At 73.3% G+C, this 19,134-nt stretch carries 21 protein-coding genes; 10 read left to right on the top strand and 11 right to left on the bottom strand.

Features of this window, described 5'->3' with window-relative positions; all coding sequences use genetic code 11:
* Window positions 1-657: 657 nt before the first annotated feature.
* Complete coding sequence (locus ABZX37_RS11100; protein WP_354738292.1) at window positions 658-1,059, top strand: DddA-like double-stranded DNA deaminase toxin; 402 nt, start codon at window positions 658-660, stop codon at window positions 1,057-1,059.
* Window positions 1,060-1,168: 109 nt separating this feature from the next.
* Window positions 1,169-1,696, top strand: coding sequence for a hypothetical protein (locus tag ABZX37_RS11095; protein ID WP_354738290.1), 528 nt, complete (start codon window positions 1,169-1,171; stop codon window positions 1,694-1,696).
* A gap of 10 nt (window positions 1,697-1,706) precedes the next feature.
* Here the strand turns inward: ABZX37_RS11095 and ABZX37_RS11090 are convergent, their stop codons facing one another.
* Together ABZX37_RS11090 and ABZX37_RS11085 are read right to left on the bottom strand one after the other, a co-directional pair.
* Window positions 1,707-2,207 carry a GNAT family N-acetyltransferase gene (locus ABZX37_RS11090; protein ID WP_354738288.1) on the bottom strand — a complete coding sequence of 167 codons (501 nt, stop codon included), beginning with the start codon at window positions 2,205-2,207 and terminating at the stop codon, window positions 1,707-1,709.
* Window positions 2,204-3,619 (bottom strand): hypothetical protein, encoded by a 1,416-nt coding sequence (locus ABZX37_RS11085; protein WP_354738286.1) that lies wholly within the window; start codon window positions 3,617-3,619, stop codon window positions 2,204-2,206. The genes ABZX37_RS11090 and ABZX37_RS11085 overlap by 4 nt, the downstream gene beginning before the upstream one ends.
* A gap of 174 nt (window positions 3,620-3,793) precedes the next feature.
* Between ABZX37_RS11085 and ABZX37_RS11080 the strand changes: the two genes are divergently transcribed.
* Window positions 3,794-4,261: an NUDIX domain-containing protein gene (locus ABZX37_RS11080; RefSeq protein WP_354738284.1), complete on the top strand. Its 468-nt coding sequence runs from the start codon at window positions 3,794-3,796 to the stop codon at window positions 4,259-4,261.
* On the opposite strand, the gene ABZX37_RS11075 is transcribed toward ABZX37_RS11080, so the two are convergent.
* The gene (locus tag ABZX37_RS11075; RefSeq protein WP_354738282.1) at window positions 4,245-4,943 is read right to left on the bottom strand and encodes a PIG-L deacetylase family protein; all 699 of its coding nucleotides are present in this window, start codon (window positions 4,941-4,943) and stop codon (window positions 4,245-4,247) included. The two genes, ABZX37_RS11080 and ABZX37_RS11075, sit on opposite strands and share 17 nt — an antisense overlap.
* Window positions 4,944-5,044: 101 nt before the next feature.
* On the opposite strand from ABZX37_RS11075, the gene ABZX37_RS11070 reads away from it, so the two are divergent.
* Window positions 5,045-6,211: a DapH/DapD/GlmU-related protein gene (locus ABZX37_RS11070; RefSeq protein WP_354738280.1), complete on the top strand. Its 1,167-nt coding sequence runs from the start codon at window positions 5,045-5,047 to the stop codon at window positions 6,209-6,211.
* Here ABZX37_RS11070 and ABZX37_RS11065 read toward each other — a convergent pair.
* Genes ABZX37_RS11065 through ABZX37_RS11040 form a run of 6 tightly spaced genes read right to left on the bottom strand, consistent with a single transcriptional unit; the run spans window position 6,190 to window position 12,358 of the window.
* Window positions 6,190-7,137, bottom strand: a complete 948-nt coding sequence (locus tag ABZX37_RS11065; protein WP_354738278.1) for an aldo/keto reductase — start codon at window positions 7,135-7,137, stop codon at window positions 6,190-6,192. The genes ABZX37_RS11070 and ABZX37_RS11065 overlap by 22 nt on opposite strands.
* The gene (locus ABZX37_RS11060; protein WP_354738276.1) at window positions 7,134-8,048 is read right to left on the bottom strand and encodes an NAD(P)-dependent oxidoreductase; all 915 of its coding nucleotides are present in this window, start codon (window positions 8,046-8,048) and stop codon (window positions 7,134-7,136) included. Before ABZX37_RS11060 ends, ABZX37_RS11065 begins: the two co-directional genes overlap by 4 nt.
* A gap of 48 nt (window positions 8,049-8,096) precedes the next feature.
* Window positions 8,097-8,717 carry an HAD-IA family hydrolase gene (locus ABZX37_RS11055; protein ID WP_354738274.1) on the bottom strand — a complete coding sequence of 207 codons (621 nt, stop codon included), beginning with the start codon at window positions 8,715-8,717 and terminating at the stop codon, window positions 8,097-8,099.
* Window positions 8,704-10,272 (bottom strand): AMP-binding protein, encoded by a 1,569-nt coding sequence (locus ABZX37_RS11050; RefSeq protein ID WP_354738272.1) that lies wholly within the window; start codon window positions 10,270-10,272, stop codon window positions 8,704-8,706. Before ABZX37_RS11050 ends, ABZX37_RS11055 begins: the two co-directional genes overlap by 14 nt.
* Complete coding sequence (locus tag ABZX37_RS11045) at window positions 10,269-11,414, bottom strand: hypothetical protein (protein ID WP_354738270.1); 1,146 nt, start codon at window positions 11,412-11,414, stop codon at window positions 10,269-10,271. The genes ABZX37_RS11050 and ABZX37_RS11045 overlap by 4 nt, the downstream gene beginning before the upstream one ends.
* Window positions 11,415-11,461: 47 nt before the next feature.
* Window positions 11,462-12,358 (bottom strand): NAD(P)H-hydrate dehydratase, encoded by an 897-nt coding sequence (locus tag ABZX37_RS11040; RefSeq protein ID WP_354738268.1) that lies wholly within the window; start codon window positions 12,356-12,358, stop codon window positions 11,462-11,464.
* Between the two features lie 123 nt (window positions 12,359-12,481).
* Between ABZX37_RS11040 and trpD the strand changes: the two genes are divergently transcribed.
* The 3 genes from trpD to ABZX37_RS11025 all read left to right on the top strand — a co-directional run bounded on the left by trpD (window position 12,482) and on the right by ABZX37_RS11025 (window position 15,290).
* Window positions 12,482-13,543 (top strand): anthranilate phosphoribosyltransferase, encoded by a 1,062-nt coding sequence (gene trpD / locus ABZX37_RS11035; RefSeq protein WP_354738266.1) that lies wholly within the window; start codon window positions 12,482-12,484, stop codon window positions 13,541-13,543.
* Window positions 13,544-13,547: 4 nt separating this feature from the next.
* Window positions 13,548-14,309, top strand: coding sequence for a hypothetical protein (locus tag ABZX37_RS11030; RefSeq protein ID WP_354738264.1), 762 nt, complete (start codon window positions 13,548-13,550; stop codon window positions 14,307-14,309).
* 741 nt (window positions 14,310-15,050) lie between these two features.
* Complete coding sequence (locus ABZX37_RS11025) at window positions 15,051-15,290, top strand: hypothetical protein (protein WP_354738262.1); 240 nt, start codon at window positions 15,051-15,053, stop codon at window positions 15,288-15,290.
* Window positions 15,291-15,470: 180 nt separating this feature from the next.
* Here ABZX37_RS11025 and ABZX37_RS11020 read toward each other — a convergent pair whose 3' ends face one another.
* Window positions 15,471-16,625, bottom strand: coding sequence for a hypothetical protein (locus tag ABZX37_RS11020; RefSeq protein WP_354738260.1), 1,155 nt, complete (start codon window positions 16,623-16,625; stop codon window positions 15,471-15,473).
* The gene (locus tag ABZX37_RS11015) at window positions 16,622-16,873 is read right to left on the bottom strand and encodes a hypothetical protein (RefSeq protein ID WP_354738258.1); all 252 of its coding nucleotides are present in this window, start codon (window positions 16,871-16,873) and stop codon (window positions 16,622-16,624) included. Before ABZX37_RS11015 ends, ABZX37_RS11020 begins: the two co-directional genes overlap by 4 nt.
* A gap of 185 nt (window positions 16,874-17,058) precedes the next feature.
* Here ABZX37_RS11015 and ABZX37_RS11010 point away from each other — a divergent pair, with 185 nt between their 5' ends.
* From ABZX37_RS11010 to ABZX37_RS11000, 3 genes are all read left to right on the top strand, one after another.
* Window positions 17,059-17,328, top strand: coding sequence for a hypothetical protein (locus ABZX37_RS11010; RefSeq protein WP_354738256.1), 270 nt, complete (start codon window positions 17,059-17,061; stop codon window positions 17,326-17,328).
* Window positions 17,329-17,573: 245 nt separating this feature from the next.
* Window positions 17,574-18,407: a hypothetical protein gene (locus tag ABZX37_RS11005; protein ID WP_354738254.1), complete on the top strand. Its 834-nt coding sequence runs from the start codon at window positions 17,574-17,576 to the stop codon at window positions 18,405-18,407.
* On the top strand, window positions 18,404-18,931 hold the full coding sequence (locus ABZX37_RS11000) for a hypothetical protein (protein WP_354738252.1): 528 nt from the start codon (window positions 18,404-18,406) through the stop codon (window positions 18,929-18,931). The genes ABZX37_RS11005 and ABZX37_RS11000 overlap by 4 nt, the downstream gene beginning before the upstream one ends.
* Window positions 18,932-19,134 lie beyond the last annotated feature (203 nt).

The raw sequence follows: 19,134 nt of genomic DNA, 5'->3' as shown, positions 1-19,134 counted from the left end.
CCTTGCCCGGCGGCGGCGCCGGCAGCCTCGCCGCCAGCGTGCCGAGGTCGAGGTCGAGGGCATGCGCGATGCGAGCCAGCACCAGCACGGACGGGCGGACGACCTCGTCGAATTGGGTGTCGTCGAGGTCGTCAGGATCGTCGCGGCGACCCCGCGGTCGGCGTAGGCGTAGGCGCGCTGCAGCTCCTGCTCCCGCCACATCGCAATATCCAGCGCGGGATCGCGGTCGAAGAGTTTCGTCGCCGGCGCAGAAAGGCCGTGTCCGAGGCGACTGGCATCCTGTCAGGCCATCAGGGCCGCCTCCGGAAACCGGCCCTGTTCTCCTGAAGCCGCGCCCCGGTCAGGGCGCGGGGGCACCGTGCGGCGAAGGCTGGGTCGAGCGGCGGGGAGTCACGGTTCCGGGTTCGCGGACGAGGCGGTGCGGATGTCGCTCGGCGACACAGACAACCGCTGGTCGCGTCTTGTGCGGGTCCAGTGACGCCGTGTAGACAGAACGGCTGAAGCCCCGGCCGCCACACGCCCACGCGAGGAGCAGCCTGCATGAGGTCACGCACGCGCCAGCGCGGGTTTCTTCCGTGCAACCTGTTGTGTAGCAACAGGATACGCGGATGCAGAAGTTCGTTTTCGTTGTCGCGCTGGGAATTCTGGCGTGGATCTTTGTCGTGCCGAGCTGCTCCGGCACGTTCGGCTGCGCCGCCTCCGGACCGGCAGCGGCCCGCGCCGACGACAGCTCCTGCCCGAAGGACGTCCTGCGCTGCAGCGCAGGACGCGGACTGGGCCGCAGCGCGGATTGCCGCGCTGCAAGGGAAAAAGCTCACCGCCGGTCTGTACTACGACGACGACGGCACCGAGCACCCCTTCGAGAGCAGCAGCGGCGACGACGCCTACCAGAAAGCCACGAAGGCGCAGGAAGACACCGGGGCGCAGACCGACCCCACCGGCCGCTACATCCAGGCCAGCCACGTGAAGGTCGCGGCCGCGATGCTGAACGCGAGCGCGGACTACGGCGTGCTCGTGATCAACAATCCCGCGGACCGTGCATCGGCTCGGCGGGCCTGAGCTGCCAGGAGGTGGTCCGTAAGATTCTGCCGGAAGCGGCCACGCTGGTGGTGTGGTGGCCGACCGGCTCGGGCACGCCCACGAGCACGCCGTTCCAGGGAGCACCGCGATGACCGCTGATGTGCACGAGGCGAGCAGGGACCTGCTCGCCCGCGACAGCCACCTCGTGCACGGCTGGGCGGTGACCGGGTTCTTCCAGTTCCCCAGCGCCGTCTACAACGCCGAGTTCCAGAACACCGAAGCCCTGGAACGATTCCTGGACTTCATGTTCAGTCTGCCCGAAACACCGGAGAACCCGCGCCTGTACCTCACACCCAAGCTCGGCGCGGAGAAGATCCGGACCTCGGCCTACTTCAAGTTCGACCGAGGTCGCCCTGACCGGCGGCCACTGGGACCCCGACGCCAACCGGTTCCCCGCCGACGCGGCGATCCCGCTCGCAGCGCTGCGCGCCGTGATCACGCAGTGGGCGTTCGGGCCGACGCTGCTGGCGCGCGAGGTCGACTGGGCGGAAGCGGACGCCACGTCGTGGCCGTGGCCGTGACGGCAGCGCTGTCGTCGCCGACGGTGCCACGAGCCGCCAACTCGCCCCTGATGCATCGGACCGCGTGCCCGGTCGGCCCGCAGCGAATGTCCTGAGCGCGACCCGTCACGGAGGGGCGGAACGGAGCATCTTGGTCATGGCCCGGTTGATGCGCGGGTCTCGTCCGGTCACGTAGGGCGTGACCGGGCTGTATCCGGATCTGGTGTAGAGGGCCAGCGCGGCGTGGTTGCGGACGCCTGTTTCGAGAATCACGCGGGTGATGCCGCGGCGGCCGGCGTCGTGTTCCAGAGCCTTCAGGATGCGGCGGCCGAGACCGTGGCCGCGTGCGCCGGCGGTGACGTACATGCGTTTGATCTCGCCGGTCGCGGGGCAGACGGTGCGCCAGCCGCCGCAGGCGAGGGCGGTGCCGTCGCGGGTGAGGGCGAGCAGGAACAGCCCGCTCGGCGATTCGAAGTCGCCCGGCGGAGTGTCCTCGGGGTCCTCGGCGCTGCCGTACACGGCCAGCTGCTCGCGGTGCAGCGCCAGGGTGAGGACGCGCGCGGCGGCGCTGTCGTAGCGGACGCGGGTGATCGTCCAGTCCGCAGCGGCGTCACTCACCCGTGTCATGGCGTCGATAATGCCTGGCGGAGCGCGTCCAGCGCATCGGTGTGCCCAGCGGCGCGCAGCTGTCTGCTCGCCCGGGCCCGCACGGACCCGAGCAGCGCCCGGCAACGCACCGATTGCACGGCGGGCACGTGCTCGGACACCACCCGGGTCCACTGGGCGACCGCGTCGGCGTCGCGGGCGCCGATCGCGGAGCGCACGAGGTGGATGCTGTGCAGGAGCCCGGAACGGCGGTAGCCGGCGGCCGGGCCGCGGGCGGCGATCGGCGTCAGAAGCTCGGCGGCTTCGCGCAGCAAGACAGTCCGCTTGCGCGGGTTGAGCGCGGCGAGGTCGACCAGCGCCTGCCCGCCTTCGGCGTCCACCTGTTCCGGGGTGAGGTAGTACAGCGACGCCGGGTTGTCGGGATGGGGGCGGTCGAGCAGGTCTCGGCACCGCTCGGCGGCGCGTCGGTAGCCGGGCAGGTCGCCGTCGCTGGCGCACGCGGTGGCCATCCGTCCCCACGCGCGGGCCCGCACGAGCGGCACCGCGCGGGCGGAGTGCTCGACCGCTGCATGCGCGAAGCGGAGGGCCACGCGCGGATTGGCTCCGGCGGCGTGCTGGTAGGCGAGCATGCCCAGCACGTTGGAGACCGTGGTGGTGTCGCCCGCGGCGCGGGCAAGCCGGATCGCGAGCAGCTGGTAGCGGTGGGCTGCCGGGGCGAGCCCGGCGTCGAAGGTGAGCCACCCGGCGATCTGGGCCGCGCCGGCGGCGTGGCACAGCAGCCGCAGGCCCGTGGCCGGCGTGTAGCGGCCGGTGCGGATCAGCTCGAGGGAATCCCTCAGGGCCGTGCGGGCTTGGCGCTGGCTCAGCGGGCCGCCGCCGGTCCGGTCGTCGAGCCGCCGCAACGCCGCGAGCTGGTCGAACAGCATGTCGACGAACTCCGGGACCACCTCGTCGCCGTGGCCGCGGCCGATGAGAACGGGTACCGCGGCCTGGCGGGTCGCGTCCCACACCGCTGTGGTGAGCAGCGTGTCGCCGTCGGCGTGCACCAGCGCCGCCCCCGACGGGCCGCGGGTGAAGTCCGCCGCGACGCGCAGGACGTCCTCGACAGCGAGCGGGCCGAGCAGGTCGCCGGTCTCCCGGGACTGCCCGGGCATGCTCTCCGGATGCCCGGGGCCCCACATCTGGACGCCGGTGTAGCGATGCCCGGTCGCTTCGGCGAGGACCACGGCGACCACGTCGCGCACTGCCGCGTCGTGCGGCACGCGGCCTTTCAGCCAGTGGTAGCCGGCGGTGATGTCCACGGTGGGGCGGCCCATCGCGTGCAGGCGCGGGTTGATCGCCCTGATCAGGTCGCGCCCGTTCCACCGGGCCAGGGCGAGAGCGTCTGCGAGCACGCCCGGGCCGCGCGGTGAGGAGACACTCTCAGTCGCCACGGCTCGACGGTACGCCGCCGGCCCGGCCCGGGACGCGGTCTTCACGAGGTTCACGGCAGCGCGCTCCCGTTTACGAGGTTCACGCCGGAAGCCGTGGCGCGCGCGGACGCACCGCGCTGGGCTGATCGGTGATCCGCACCGGCTGGCGAAGGGCTCCCGATGATTCCCGCTTTCGTGGCAGGCCTACGGGCCGCTGTCGGCTCCGAGCATCTGCTGTGGCTGCCCGGGGTGAACGCGGTCGTGATCGACGACCGCGACCGCGTGCTGCTGGGACGACGCGCGGACACCGGCGAGTGGTCGCTGCTGAGCGGCATCCTGGAGCCGGGCGAGCACCCGGCCCACGGGGCGGCGCGCGAGGTCGAGGAGGAGACCGGGGTTCGCGTGATGGTGCAGCGCCTGGCCGCGGTGACGGTCTCCGAGCCGGTGCGCCATGGCAACGGGGATCGGGCGCAGTACCTGGAACTGGTGTTCGCGTGCCGCCCCCTCGACCCCGCCGCGCAGCCGCACGTCGCCGACGACGAGTCGCTGGAGGTCGGCTGGTTCTCCCCCGCCGAGTTCCCGCCGATGCGCCCCCGCGTGCTCGAGCTGATCGCGCACGCGCGGTCCGGGCGGCCGCAGGCCTGGTTCAGCCGTCCGCAGTGACGACATGGCGCACGACCTCGAACGCCTCGGCAGCCGCCACCCCGATCTGGGCTCCGCGCACCTGCGCCGCCGCGCGGATCGCCTGGTGCGAGCGGCTGTGCGGCCAGGCGCGCAGCTCCGAGCCGTACAGCCGCAGGGCCCGGTCCTTCACGGCCAGGTCCTGCGGGGTCAGGGGCTGGAACCAGGCCGGGCGGAACGGCTCGCCGCTGCCCCACTCGGTGGCCGAGCGGACCTCCCACGCGAGCACGGTGGCGACCGGGGTCCCGGGCTGGGGGCGGGTCGCGGCGGCGACCGCGTCGGCGGTGATGCGGTGGTCGAGCGAGAGGTCGACGCGGCTGTGGGTGTAGACGATCTGCGGCCGCCAGGCGTGCACCGCCTGTTCGATCCGGCGGGTGATCTGCAGCCGTGGCACGGTGTCGAACGCGTTGTCGGGCAGGTCGTCGACGCGGAACTCGGCGTCGTAGAGCGCCGCGACCCGCGCGACGCACGCGCTGCGGTGAGCATGGACCGCGTCGTGGTCCTCGGCGGGACGGCTGGTGGCGCTGGCGCTGAGCACGAGCAGCCGCACCCGGTTGCCCGCGCGGGCGTGCGCGGCCAGGGTGCCCCCGGCTCCGAGGACTTCGTCGTCGGCGTGCGCGGCGACGGCGAGAACGGTGCGCGCCGTCGGCTGACGCGGGTTCATGAGTCCTCCTGACCCGGCGAGGCCTGAGCGGCGGCCGCGCGTGGGCGCCCGCGGCCAGGTCCGCCGATATGTCCACTGTGGATCGGCGAAAGGTGTTGGCGATGAACGGTTTTCCGGGTGTGGAGATTCGGGCCGAGCGTGTCCGGATCGGGCAGGACGTGCGCATCGGGGCCGGCACGGTGCTGGTCGCCGACGAACTGGTGCTCGGCGACGGGGCCGTTGTCGAGCAGGGGTGTGATCTGCGGTCGGCGCGGCTCGAACTCGCCGAGCACGCGCGAGTGGGTCAGGGCAGCCGGTGGCTCGTGGCCGAGCGGGCCAGGCTCGGCGCGGGCTCGGTGGTCGATGCCGACGCGCAGGTGCAGTGCCTGGAGTTGTCGGTCGGCGACGAAACCTATGTCGGGCAGCGATGGCGTGTCGGCGGCGGGGCGTCGATGGAGCCGCGCTCGACCGTGCGGGTCGGGGACCGGTGCCAGATCGCGCCGGACGTCCTGGTGAATCCGACGGAGCCGGTGGTGATCGGCGACGAGGTGGGGATCAGCGCGCAAGTCGCGATCTTCACCCACGGCTACCACGCCGGGCACGCGGTCCGGCACGGGCACGGTGCCGCGTTCGCCGGGGTCACGGTGGGCGACGGCGTGTGGCTGGGTTTCCGCGCGGTGCTGCTTCCCGGGGTCGCGGTCGGTGCCGGCAGCATTGTCGCCGCCGCGGCCGCGGTCGCGAAGCCGGTGCCCGCGAGCGTCCTCGCCGGCGGTGTGCCGGCGCGGGTCATCCGCCGGCTGAGCCCGGCCTCGCTCGACCCGGCGGAGCGGACCGCGGCCGCGGATACGGCGGTGCACGAGTGGCTCCGACGGCTCGAATTCAAAGGTTTCGCGGTCGCCCCCGCCGCCTGTCCCGACGACGACCGTGTCGCCGGGCGGTGGACGGTGTCCCGGGACGACCGCTGCTGGCGCATCGCCCGGGTCCGTCCTGCGGACGCGGCAGGACCGGCTGCCGGCACGGTCGAGATCGCCGACGCGACAGCGGGTCCGCCGGTCCCGGCAGCGGCGGTGTTCGATTTCGCGGAGCCGCTGCAGGTGCGCGGGACATTGGACGAGCTCGGGCACGACCTGCGCGAGCATCTGCGCCGCGCCACGTGGCTGTTTCGCTACGGTCGCAACAGCCGCGGTCTCGTCCCGCAGCGCTTCGCCCGGTTGCTCGACCCGTCCCCCGCCGCGCCTGCCGCGTGCCCGCCGCCGCACCGAGCGGGTCACGGCCGCGCCTCCAGGTAGCGGAGGAGCTCCGGCCGGACGCGCGGGCCGGCGACGGCGCCGCGCAGGCACTCGCGCAGCTGCCCCGGCGTGCGGGGCCCGACGACCGGAACTGCCGTCGGACTCGCCGCGCGCAGGCAGGCCAGCGCGAGCCCGTGCGAGGTCATGCCCAGCGTCGCGGCCGCCTGCCGCAGCCGCGCTCGCCGCAGCCGCCCGGCCGGGGTGTCGTAGGCAGCGGCATGGTGGGCCGCGTGCCGCCCGGAGTGGCGGTCGGCGAGGAATCCCGCGGCGAGCGTCCGGTACGGGGTGACGGTGAGGCCGTGGCGGGCCGCGAGGCGCAGGTGCGCGCCGTCGGCCTCGACCAGCCACGGTTCCTGCGCGGGCACGGCCCGGGGCGCGATGCTCCACAGCGGGGCGGTCACCGAAGGCGCCGTCCGCCCCGTCCGCGCCGCGTCGGCGATCCAGCGGGCGAGCCGGGCGGTGGTCCAGTTGGAGGTGCCGACCCGCCGGGCCAGCCCGCTTCCGACGGCGCGGTCGAGGGCGTCGGCGATCTCGTCGACCGGCACGGCGGGGTCGTCGCGGTGCAGGACCAGCGTGACGGTGACGCCGAGCCGCTGCGTGCTGCGCGCGAGGCTGGCCAGGATCGTCTCGGGCCGCAGGTCGCCGCGCTCGGGCCGGGCCGGGTCGAGACCGGCCTTGGTGATCACCTCCATGCCTTGTGCACCGCTGTCGCGCAGCCAGCGCCCGATCAAGGACTCGGCACGGCCTTCCCCGTCCGCCGGTCCGTAGGTGGGCGCGGTGTCCAGCAGCCGGCCGCCGTGTTCGTGGTAGGTCCGCAGCAGGAGCGCCGCCTGCGCCGGCGGAACCGCGCCGGTGCCGTACTCGAAGGTGCCCAGCGCGACCGGGCCGCTCGCCTCGTGCAGCGGTCCGGGCCCCGAGGCGGTCATCGCGGCGCCCCGGTGCTGGTGCAGTGCTGCGGGCGGCGCTGGCGCAGCGTGTCCGCCAGGGCCGCGGCGAGCGGCCGGTGCGGGAGCAGCCCGTAGACGTCGGCGAACAGCGTCGTGTCGGCGGTGAAGGAGCGGATCTCGTTGGGACGGGCCGGGACGCGGCGGACGCGGCCGCCGCCGGCCACTCGGATGACCGAGCGGGCGAGTTCGAGGATCGTGCACGCCCGTCCCGAGCCGCAGTTGACGATCGGCAGCAGATCGCGGCGGGCGAGGATACGGGTGAGCATGGCGGTCATGTCGTCGATGTGGGTCAGGTCGCGGGCTTGTCCGCCGTCGCCTTCCATCGTCAGCTCGCCGTCGTCGGCGGCGGCGTCGAGGAACGCGGGCACGACCGCGTCGGCTCCCTCGTCGGGGCCGAAGGTGTTGAACAGCCGCGCCACTGCGATCTGGCGGCCGGGCCCGAGCAGCGGCCGGTAGACCTCCGCGAGGTGCTCGGTGGCGGCTTTCCCGGTCGCGTACGGGGATCGGGGAGCGCGCGCGGCGGTTTCGGGCAGAGGCCCAGCGTGCTGGCCGTAGACCTCGCAGGAGGAGGCCAGCAGCAGCCGGCGTGCGGTCGAGCGGGCGAAGGCGCGGATGAGGTGCGCGTCCGCTGCGGTGTTGTGCTCGAACGCGTCCGTGAGGAACGAGGCGGGCACGGACTTGTGCGCGGCCAGGTGCACGACGGTGTCGGCGCCGTCGAGGTCGTGCGGGGTCAGGGAGCGCACGTCGCGCACCTGCAGCCCGTCCGGGCGGGCGCGCGGCGATTCGACGGACAGGTCGTCGACCGCCGTCACGGTGTGGCCCGCGGTGCGCAGGGCGCGGGTGAGGGCGGATCCGATGAACCCGGCGGCGCCGGTGATGAGCAGGTGCACGGCAAGGTCCCTTGCGGTAGCGGAACAACGGGGTCGTTCGGCGGCGGGTCAGAGCGCGGCGAGGAAGCCCGCGAGGCCGGAGGTGCCCGCGTAGAGGTGGGCTCGCATGCCGAGGGCGCGGGCGGCGTCGACGACCACGGGGATGTCGTCGACGAGGACGAGGGAGCCGCGGCCGACGCCGTGGCGGGCGGCGACGCGGTCGAAGAACTCCGGCTCCGGTTTGGCCGTCCCCATCTCGTGCGAGCAGTGCACGGTGTCGAGCACGGGGAGCTGGTCGCGGTAGAGGCGGCGCCAGAAGCCCGCGTGCACGCTGTTGGTGTTGGACACTCCGGCGATCCCGCGGAAGCGTGCGCGGACCTCGGCGCTGCGCAGGAGCCGGACCAGGTCCTCGTCGACGTCGCCGTAGATGCTGTTCCATCCCGCCGCGAGCCGCGTGTCGTCCAGCCGCAGCCCGAGCAGGCTGCGCAGGTGCTCGAAGTAGCCGGCCGGGTCGATGTCGCCGCGTTCGAACGCGTCGAAGGGCGGGTCGATGAGCCACCGGCGGCCGATCTCGGCGCGGTCGGCGCCGGAGGCGGCGGCCCAGGCGTCGAGGGCGCGGGCGAAGGAGTAGGCGAAGAACACTCCGCCCATGTCCACCAGCAGGACGGGGCGCGGGTCAGGCGTGGGCACGGTCGGCCTCCGGGAGAAGATCGAGCAAGGGGCGGTAGTGGTCGGCGATGGCGCGCCGCCGCGGTTTTCCGGTGCTGGTGAGCAGTCCGAGTTCGGTCCAGGAGTCGGGCACGATGCGCACGGCCGACAGATCCGACCAGGGCAGCTGTCCGGCGTGGCGGGCGGCTTCCGCGCCGACGAGCAGCCGCTGCTCTCGTGCCGCGACCTCGCCGGGGCGCCACGACGCGGACGCGGGCGCAGAGACGAGCGCGACGGCGCTCGGCCTGCCGTGGCCCACCAGGCAGGCGGCGGCCACGTCGGGCTGTGCGAGCAGGTGAGCTTCGGCGGGTTCGGGGCTGATCATGTCGCCGCGGGCGGTCTTGAATGCCGCGCCGCGCCGTCCGCGCAGCCGCAGCGCGGCGCCCCGGCCGGACCGGGGACCATCGGCGGCCTCGACGAGGTCGCCGGTGTGCCACCAGCCCTCGTCGTCGGCGATCGGGTCCAGTTCGGGCCAGCGCCGCACGGATCCTGTGGCGAGGTTGCGCCCGCGCAGCAGCAGCTCTCCGTCCGCGGCGACGCGGTGCTCGACCTCGACCGGTGCCCCCAGACCCGGCCGGGTCGCGTCGGGCTGGTGGAAGGCGGGCACGGTCGTCTCGGTCGCCCCGTACGCCGACGCGACCCGCAGGCCCGCGGATCGGCGCAGCTGCCCGGCGACGGCGGGATCGAGAGCGGCGGCTCCGTTGACCGCGGTGGCGACCGCGGCCAGGGCGTCGCGCAGCGCACGCCCGTCGTCGCCGTCGCCGGCCGCCCGCGCGGCCAGGTCCGCCCACAGGTGCGGCACGCCGAGCAGGGTGTCCGGGCGGTGGGCGGCGACGTCGGCGGCGAGCCGGGCGGGGCTGCTGGCCACGATCGTCGTGCCGTAGAGGCACATCAGGGTGTGTCCCATGATCCGCTGGGCGACATGGGAGACCGGCAGATACGACACTGTCCGCGCCGGACGGCCGCGCCAGTGGCCGGTCCAGGCGTCGACGCCCCGAACGAGCGCCGCGTCGTCCAGGACGAGCGCACGCGGGGAGCCCGTGGTACCGGAGGTGAACACGACCGCCGCTGCGCGCGCGTCCCGCTCCCCCGCCTGCCGGAGGGCGGACGCACGCCGCCCGTCCGGGGTGCCGCGCGGGAATTCCCCGACGCCGACGCGGTGCAGGGGCGTCGCGTGCTCGACGGCGAGATCGGCCAACGCCGCATCGGGCTCGGCCAGGGTGTCGACGACGGCCGCGGGATCGGTCGCGGCCCAGACGGCGCGCATCTGCGCCGGGGCGAGGTCCGGCAGGACGGCCGGGACGCCGCCGGCCAGCAGCACAGCCAGGTCCGCGACGCTGAAGAGCACGTCCGGGCCGGTGCGCAGCACCACCACCCGCCCGCGCACGGTCCCGCGGCTGCGGATCCGGCCGGCCAGGTCCGCCGCGTGCCCGAGGACGTCGTCGAACGACCACGCGCCGCCGCGGCGGTCCAGCACCGCCAGATCGCGCCCGGGACGGGACAGGAAACGGCGCAGCAGCGTCGCCGCGGTCGTCACAGGTCCGCCGAGGCGATCGAGGCGAGGACGGCGTTGCCCGCGATCCGCCTGCCGTGGCCGGCGACGAGCGCGTGACGGGAGACGGCCACAGCGTCGCGCCAGCATCCCTCCAGCTCGTGGCACCGGTGCAGCGCCGCACTGCCTGCGGCGTCGAACAGCCGCCGGCAGGCATGCTCGGCCGCCTCGGCCATGTCGCAGCACGCCAGCCGCAGCCGTGCGCGCAGGACCACGGGCACCTCGCCCTCCGCTGCTGACGACCAGGCGTCCGCGGCGGCCGCGGCCAGCGCACCGGCGGCTGCCCGGACGCGCCCGTCCGCTGCGGCGAACGCCTCCTGCGCTGCCGGCTGGGCGGCCAAGGGCCGCGGGTCGTGGCGGGTTCCGGCGGTGCGGGCCAGCCGGGCGAAGGCGGCCAGGGCCCGCTCGGCGACGCCCTGGGCGACGACGGCGATGCAGCCGGCCAGCAGCCCGTAGAGCGGATACCGGAACAGCGGCGCGTCGACCAGCGGCGGGTCTGACAAGCGGATGCTGTGGTCGGCCGGAACGACCGCGTCGCAGACGACGCTGCACGACGCACTGCCGCGCAGCCCGAAAGCGTCCCAATCGTCCTCCACGGCGAGCTTGCCCCGCGGCACCAGCCACCAGCGGAGCGCGTTGCCGCCGGCCCCGTCCAGCGGTGCCGCCAGCGCGGCCAGCGTCATGCCCGGGGCGCCGCTGACCAACGGCCACCGGCCCCGCACCCGCACGCCGTCGTGCTGCGGCGACGCCGTCCCCGCGGGAACCGACGAGCCCCCGATCACCGGTGCCGCACCGGCCAGGACGCGGGCGAGAGCGGGTTCGGCCCGGGACAGGAACGCCCCGGCCGGCGCGTGAATCGCCGCGACCCAGCCCGCCGAGGGATCCGCGGCGGCCACCGCCCGCACCGCGTCCATGATCTGCGGCGCCGTCCATTCCAGGCCGCCGCACCCGGCCGGCAACGCGGCCCGCGGCAGCGGCGACGCCGCGAGCATCGCCTGCACCCGGGGATGCAGGCAGCTGCGCTCTTCGCCGTGCGCGCGATGCTCGGCGGCGGCCTGGCACAGCCGCGCGACCAGGTCCGCCGCCGGGCGCCGGGACGCTGTCGGTCGCTCGTGGACAACAGGCATGACGGTCTCCGTCTCAGAGTCGGAATGAGCGAGCACCGGCCGCGCCATCAGCGGCCGGGGACGAGCAGGTCGCGGAACTCGGCGGCGACCGCGGCGAGCAGGTCGCCGCACAGCCATCCCGGACCGAGATCGGACGCGAGCGCGGCACCGGCGGAGCCCACGAGGTGACACGCCAGCATCGCCGCGCCGTGCGCGGGCAGGGCGTGCGCCAGCAGCCCGGCCGTCACCCCGGCGAGCACGTCCCCGGTTCCGTGACGCGCCAGACCCGGGTGCCCGGCCGCCACCGTCCACGCGCGCCGGGCGGTGACGATCCGGTCGGGGTCGCCCTTGGCCACCACCGCGGCCCCGACCTCCCGCGCCAGCTCCTCCAGCGCCGCCGCGCCGATGCTGGCGTCCCGGCCGTGCGGGCGTTCCGTCGCCGGCATCAGCGCGCGGGCCTCGTGCCGGTTGAGCAGCACCACGTCCGGCCCCAGCCGGCGCAGCAGCCGACGCGCCCCGGGCCCGCCGCCGAGCGACCCGTCGACCACCAGACCCGCGGTGCGGTCGCCGTCGCGGACCTCCGCCGCGGCATCGAGCACCTGCTCCGCCTGCGGGCTGCCGCCCAGACCCGGGCCCAGCAGCCACACCACCCGCCCCCGCGCCGCGGTGTCGGCCAGCCGCCGGACCAGACGGGCCGACACCGCCGCCGCAGCCTCGACCGTGACGGCGTCCAACTCCGGACCCGGAGCCTCGATCAGGTGAACGTCGAGCGCCGCCCGCTGCGCCGCGGTGCCCGCGGGAGCGGCGACCCACACCCCGTGCGCCCCGACGCGCCGCGCGCCCAGCCCCGCCACGAACGGCGGAGCGCCGTAGACGCGGGATCCGCCGAGGACCACCACCAGCCCGCCGTCCCCTTTCACCCCGCCCTCGGCGCACCGGGCGGCCCGCGCCGCGAGTCCCCGCACGGCCGACCGCAGACTCTCGCTGCCGGGGCCCGGCGGCGGGAATCCTGTGCACGCGCCCGCTAGGCTCAAACCCCGCTTCTCAGCCGCCGCGCCCGAATCCCGGGCCGCATCGAGGGGATCGTCGTGACCGACACCGTCCGCACCTGGCCTCAGCTGCTCGCCGCGCTCCTGCGCGGCGACAACCTGACCGCGGACGACACCCGATGGGCCATGGGCGAAGTCATGACCGACGACCACGAGCCCGTCGCGCTGGCCGGATTCCTGATCGCGTTGCGCGCCAAGGGAGAAACGGCGGCCGAGATCAGCGGGCTGCTCGAGGCGCTCATGGCGCGGGTCGTCCCCCTTCCCGTCGACGGCGCCGGCGTTCTCGACATCGTCGGCACCGGCGGCGACGGCGCCCACACCGTCAACATCTCCACCATGTCCGCGATCGTCGCCGCTGCCGCCGGCGCCCCGGTCGTGAAAAACGGCGGGCGCAGCGTCTCCAGCAAAAGCGGATCCGCCGACGTCCTCGAAGCGCTCGGCATCCCGCTCGACCTCACGCCCGATCAAGTCGCCGCCACCGTCACCGAACTCGGGATCGGGTTCACGTTCGCGCCCGCATTCCACCGCGGCCTCAAACACGCCTCGCCCGTCCGCCGTGGCCTCGGCGTGCCCACCGCGATCAACTACGTCGCCCCGCTGACCAACCCCGCCAGCCCCGGTGCCTCGCTCGTCGGATGCTCCAACGCCGACATCGCGCCGGTGCTCGCGGCCGTGCTCGCCGGACGCGGGACCAGCGCCCTGGTCGTGCGCGGACAGGACGGCCTCGACGAAATCACCACCGCCGCCCCCACCGACGTGTGGACCGCCACCGCCGACGGCGACGTGCGCACCTCCGCCATCGACACCCGCCGATTCGGGCTCGCCCGGCCCGAGCCCGACGCCCTGCGCGGCGGCGACGCCCGCTACAACGCGCGCGCCGTGCACACCCTGCTCGCCGGAACACCCGGCGCGGCCCGCGACGCCGTGCTCGCCAATGCCGCCGCCGGCCTCGTCGCGCACGACCGCACCAGTGCAGCCGAGTTCCAGGACGCCTTCGCCGACGGTCTCGACCGCGCCCGGGCCGCGATCGACAGCGGCGCGGCGGCCGATCTCCTGCACCGCTGGGTCCAGCTCGCGACCGCGCTGCACACACCCGGCTGAGTCCGTGCCCGTCCGGCCTGCGCCGTCGTTGACCAGCGGCACCCCGCCCGACCACCTCCAGACTGCGGCCCACCGCTCCGGCCGATGGGCCGTCGCAGCCGCGCGGGTCACCGCCGCGAAGCCCTCTCCCCGCCCCGTCGGCGACGGCCCGGGGCTGACGCTCGGACGCTCGAATCCGCAGTACGCCGAGCGGACCGCACCGAGCAGACCCGCTCCGCCGCCGACGCCGCTCGCCCACGCCGAGGCGATCACCGCCGCACGCTCCCGCCACGGCAGGAACACCGCCAGCTCGCGCACTACATCCACCGGGTCGTCGCTGGTGTGCACCATCGTCAACGCCCGATTCGGGCTGCCCGCCGCCGACCGCAACGAATCCTCCGCTCGGCCCGCCGGGTCGTTGCCACCCTTCAACACCGTCAGCCGCCGTGCCGCGTCGCCGCACGGATGCCGATACAGCACCAGCAGTCCCGGCCCCAGCTCCACCACCGCGTCCAGCAGCACCAGCCGCTCCGCGGTAGCCCGCTTCAGCTGCCACCACCACAACGCCCGCGCACCGCACCGGCCAAGACGCACCACGCACGACGCGGCCGGAACGAAACCGCGCTCGGCGACCCGGTCGATCACCGCCGACACGGAACACGCCGCGAACAGGTCCGGCCGCAACCACAACAGACCGACTTCCGCCGCGAACTGCAACGCCTGCGTCTGCCCCAGCACGCCGCGCAGCGTCGCCCAGCCTTCGCGGACAAGGGGATCCTCGCCGTAGCACCGCAGCTTCCGCGAATCTGTCGTCAGCCGTTCGATCGGGGCCGGTTCCATGTCGCACCAGCGCGCGACGTCATGCGGTGATTCGGCGACGCCGGCAGCCATCGTGGCACCCTCCCGTTGGTCAGCACGTCGTGTCGGTCGTGCCGACCACAACACCGCGATCACAACGAGAATCACAGGCACACAGCCGTGAACGTCGTGAACCGCCGGTCGGCTCGGTGAACCTCGTGAACCCGCCTGTTTTGGGCACCGATTTCCGGCCCAGTTTGGACAGTCTGATCTGGCCCAGGTGATGGCGCGCGGTGGGCGCGGATCTTGTGGTGGGACGGATGGTTGGACAGCCGTTTATGGCCCAGGCCTGGGACGGGCTGCAAGCGAGACGTGCACGGGCAGGCCCGCCGCGGACGTGACCGCCACGATAGCGGCGCCGTCTCGTCGCCGGGAATCGCGCTGACTGCCCCCCGTCGAATCCGGGTGAGAAGGGATGAGCTGTTCCATTTGCAGACTCGGTGTTCCCTGCCCGGAATCGTGGCACGCACGACCCAGTCGTGGCTTCGCACCGAAAACGCGGAACGGCACTGGTCTCTGGTGTCAGGTGCCACGGCCTCGCCGAGCCCGCGCAGCGTTCGTTTCCTGTCTCTGCTCACAGTTGCGGCGCAGCGTTTTCAGGGGTGCCGAAGCCGTCTCCGATCCCGACGAGGCGTTTTCTCCGAACATGCCGCGTGAAGGTGAATTCGAGATGAGCGGGCACCCGGCCCGCCCACCCGGCGACGAAGCGGAGAACGTCGTGGAAGCGGTAGAAATCGTGGCTGCAGCGATACTGGTCTCGATGGTGCTGGCGGCGAGCGTGGCGACCTTGTGGCAGCAGAACGCCCAGAAACTGGTGGCGATTGCCGGGGTGCTGCTGCTGGCCGTGATGGCCGTCCACCGCGGCGACGCCGCGTTGCTGGACGCGGTAGGCCGACTGCTGACGCCATGACCCGGCGTCAGCGATCCTGCCGAGCGATACCGCTCGCCGGGCAACGGAAGCGCACGTTGTTTCAAAACCGGCGCGCGGTGTTTCCCGATCGCAGGACGGGGGCATCGGCATCACGTCAAAGGGGCGCGCCAGCTCCGCACCGGCTGGAGTTTGGCTTCTCGCCGACCGATCGGCTACTTCCTACGGGCCGACCGGCAGGTTGCGGGCGTCGGCGATTGCGTCGCGGAATCCGAGCGTCTCCCCGGTTCCGGCGGAGACTTCTTTCGCCTTGCCCGAGTCGGATACGCGGATCGGCCAGCGAACAACCCCGACGGCGCCGCGTTGCACGGCTCGGATCCGGGCTATCTGTCGCTGGGCTGCACGCCATCGTTCCGGAAGGCCCTCGGTCCCGGCGTCGCGGACCGCGCTGGAGGCCACGAGCGTCCGGACTTTCGCGAGAGAAAGGGGGCGCTGCCACACCGGGAGGATGAACCAGCCGTCGACGTCGCCGACCCACCCGGCCGGGGTGGCGAGATCCCACGGCGTCAGTTTGTCGGAATGCAGGTCCGGGGCCAGCCCAGGAGGACGCAGCGGGATTTCGGCCAGCCCCCACAAGGCGCACCAGGCGATCGCCGAGTCGGTGGGGGCGCCGAGCGGAGCGAGCCCGGTCGCGGTGCGGGAAGGCCGCCCGGGCGGTGCGGGGTCGTCGCAGCGCTTGCCGGTCAGGCCGTCGGCGACCTCGGCCGGGCTGCGTTGCGCAACCGCGTCCGCGAGCGGCTGCAGCCGCGAGCCGAGCAATTCGGCTCCGGCGTTGCGGGGTTGCATGTCCAACGGCGTGGCGCCCCGGTCGGCCAGCGCGTAGCCCGCGTCGTTCACCAGCCACGACGCGGGTTCTCCCAGGCCGGAAATCATGCGGAGGCTGTGGTTGTCGCGCTGGGCGGTGAGCTCGTCGAGCACGTTCTCGCGGGCCGCTGTGTGGGCATGCCAGTCCGGATCAGGCGCCTCCCACGCTCTCTGCCGCGGCGTCAGCACCGACCAGCGCCCCGCGTCGAATCCGTCGGGCGCCTGTCGCTTGCGGTGGTTGACCGGGCCAATGCGTCCGGGCTTGGCGGACATAAGCGGTCTTCCGGTGATCGGGTGCCGCCGCCACAGCCACGATCCGCGATCCGCCAGGCGCTGTGCGTGCCGCACGACGTCGGCTCCGAGCTCGGCGGGACTGATCCCCTCGATGACAGGCGAGTCGTCGCTCCAGACGAGGGCGATCTCCCGCCCGGCTTCCCGCGCGATACCCGCGGCTCCCAGGTGAGCCAGATGGCAGAGCAGGTCGTCGGCATGACCGGCGAGAGCCACGGTCACCGGATTTCCTCCACGAATGCGGTGTACCAGGTCAGGTTCCACTCCGAGACGCGTTTGTATCCTGCGGCGGCCAGTGCCGCGTCCCATTCCCCTTGCAGCCATTCCTCGCTGACCGGCCCGCTGAAAGCGGCAACGACCTCTCCGTCGGCATTCACAATCTCCGCCGGGGTCGTCCACACGACGCTGCCATCCACGACGTCTTGTTTTTGAGTCTCGTAGATCCTCGCTGTCAGCCGCGCTACCGCCATGTGCATACGCTACCAACTAAGCGAGAATTCTCGTCCCAACGACTGCGCCCCTGACTGCGCGAATTCTCAGGGCATCCGCTGTTTGTGACGGTTTCTCGGGGTTTGGATTCCCTTCGGGGCGACCCGCTCCGGGTCACGCCGGCAAGATCGACGATGAAGACGGATGCGGACCTTAGGCTGTGCCGATGAATCTCATCGCTCTGACGCCGCAAGAGCGGCGCAGCTTCGCCGCGCACCTCGCGAGCGCGATCCACGCGCCGAGCCGCGAAATCCTGCTTCCGTTCAGCTTGGACGAAGCCGCCGCTCTCGCGGATCTGCTGGATCTGCTCGCTCTCCGCCCGGCCGACCCGGTCGACGAATTCGACACCCGCACGATCGCTGACAAAGCGGCGGCGACGCTCGCCGGACGGGTGCGCGAACGTGTCGCGCAAGCGCAGCGCGCCGCTGCGGGCTGAGACACAGTCGCCGGGCTTCAGCGGCACCACGATTGTGCTGTTCAGAGGCGTCAGCTGGACTCTTGGCGGGACGACAGGGCCTGCCGCCCGCACCCGGCCCGGTGCGCTGAGGGATCGGAACGGCGGCGATGCAGTCGCTGGTGTCGAGGACCTGCGTGAAGCGAAGCTCGGTGGATTCCCTGGGAATAGGCGGGATCCCGTCGCACGACGGGATCCCGGTCGGCCGTTGGTGCGAGTCTCCGGTCATGACCTCATTTGTGAGCGCACCTGCCGTCTTGGCGCTGAGCCTGCTCGCCGGCGCCCGCGTACGAGCGCCGCGGCGTGCCCAGTCGCCCGCCGCGATCGTCGAGGCCGTGCTGCACGGCGTGATCGGCGACGGGCGGATCCTGCACTGCTGTGCCGAACTGGACGGCAAGGCCCGATTCCGCGATCTGGCCGCAGGCGGCATCATCGGCGGCAGGGCATTGCCGGGCCTGCTCTGCGCCAGCTTCCCCGGCGCAGCCGCCGTCGCGGTGCGGCTCGGCTCAGGAAGCCGCCAGGACGCGACCGAGACCGCAGATGTCGACGTCGAACTGCTCGATGGTGACGTGATATCGGTTCTTCCCCTTGTAGCGGGCTTCCTCCGCGTCGGCGAGCACCGCGACGACGGCAGCCGTGGCGAACCGGAGCGTCGTGTTGCCGGCCGCAAGGTGCACGAACGCGTAGAAGGCCTGGCAGCCGAGTTCGGTGCTGAGGCGCTGCAGGGCACGCACCCGATGCGGCGGAGTCCCGAACTTGCCTTCCTGCGTGGTCGTCCCCTTAACCTGGATCATCAACCGTATGTGACCGCGCCGCGCGAGCAAGTCGCCGAAGGGGCAGTTGCCCACGAGTTCGTTGAGGTTGGTGACCGAGAAACCGAGACCGCCGAGCGCCTGAGCGACCGCGGCCTCCGCCATTCGACCGGTGTCCTGCCTCGATTTTGCGACGCTCGATCCGCTCATCCGCCCTCCTCGAGGCCCGCTCGGCATGGTGATCGGCGAGATCGTCGCACTGGCGGCCGACAATTCCGTTGGAGCAGGCCGACGGCGGTGGCGATGTGAAGGACCGCACTGTGTCGGCGCTGGCGTTGTTCGCCACGTTGCAGGCTGCGTTCTCCGACGTGCATCCCTACTGCGATCAGGTTCTTCAGGACGGGCAGGACGCATGCGACAAGAGCAAGCCAGGCGCGGTCGGGAGGAAGGCGTGCGCACGCCACGTCGCGTCGTATGCGATCGGGCAACTCGGCGTAGCGGTCGCGGTGACCCGAGTGCTCGGCGCGCGGGTCTCGTGGCCGGGGCTGCTGGCGGGGACCGCGATCAACGCGGTGACGCATTATGCGATCGACCGCCGCGAGCCGTTGAAGAAGTTCCTGCTGTCCGACCGAGCCCGGAAGCTGCACCTGGTCGGCGGCGGCAAGGCCGGCTATCTCGCTCACGCCACCGCGCAGCGGCGTCCGGGCGTGGTCGACGAGAGCGGGCCGGGAACGGCGCTGGCCGAGTGCGACCAGGCCGTGCACCGTCTCATCGGCGTGTTTGCCTCGCTGGTTGCGACCTGGCTGGCTGTGCGCGGGAGCCGGCAGCGATGAACCGGTCAGGCGTTGGCGTGCGGTGCTGGCATGGCGTCGGTCGGCCTGCTCGGGGCTCGCCCAGTCGCGTGGCACGGTTGGCCCGGATCCGCTTGCCGCGCGGGAACCTCAGGGCGGGGCCGAAGCTTCCGGTCTCACCCTGACATTCCTCGCCGGCGGCCCGTTGTCACCGGGCGATCGGGTCTTCCGCGAGTTCGTCGAGA

Source organism: Amycolatopsis sp. NPDC004079, assembly GCF_040610415.1.
GTDB classification, from domain to species: Bacteria; Actinomycetota; Actinomycetes; order Mycobacteriales; family Pseudonocardiaceae; genus Amycolatopsis; species Amycolatopsis halotolerans.
The sequence above is the reverse complement of the archived record's forward strand: the minus strand, read 5'-3'. Positions and strand labels throughout refer to the sequence as shown.

Coding starts and splice junctions, on each gene's coding strand:
- ABZX37_RS11070 (WP_354738280.1), top strand. CDS start 5,045: ATGAACGGTTTTCCGGGTGTGGAGATTCGGGCCGAGCGTGTCCGGATC.
- ABZX37_RS11095 (WP_354738290.1), top strand. CDS start 1,169: ATGACCGCTGATGTGCACGAGGCGAGCAGGGACCTGCTCGCCCGCGAC.
- ABZX37_RS11015 (WP_354738258.1), bottom strand. CDS start 16,873: ATGGCGGTAGCGCGGCTGACAGCGAGGATCTACGAGACTCAAAAACAA.
- ABZX37_RS11045 (WP_354738270.1), bottom strand. CDS start 11,414: ATGCCTGTTGTCCACGAGCGACCGACAGCGTCCCGGCGCCCGGCGGCG.
- ABZX37_RS11010 (WP_354738256.1), top strand. CDS start 17,059: ATGAATCTCATCGCTCTGACGCCGCAAGAGCGGCGCAGCTTCGCCGCG.
- ABZX37_RS11075 (WP_354738282.1), bottom strand. CDS start 4,943: ATGAACCCGCGTCAGCCGACGGCGCGCACCGTTCTCGCCGTCGCCGCG.
- ABZX37_RS11025 (WP_354738262.1), top strand. CDS start 15,051: ATGAGCGGGCACCCGGCCCGCCCACCCGGCGACGAAGCGGAGAACGTC.
- ABZX37_RS11065 (WP_354738278.1), bottom strand. CDS start 7,137: ATGACCGCCTCGGGGCCCGGACCGCTGCACGAGGCGAGCGGCCCGGTC.
- ABZX37_RS11090 (WP_354738288.1), bottom strand. CDS start 2,207: ATGACACGGGTGAGTGACGCCGCTGCGGACTGGACGATCACCCGCGTC.
- ABZX37_RS11005 (WP_354738254.1), top strand. CDS start 17,574: ATGACCTCATTTGTGAGCGCACCTGCCGTCTTGGCGCTGAGCCTGCTC.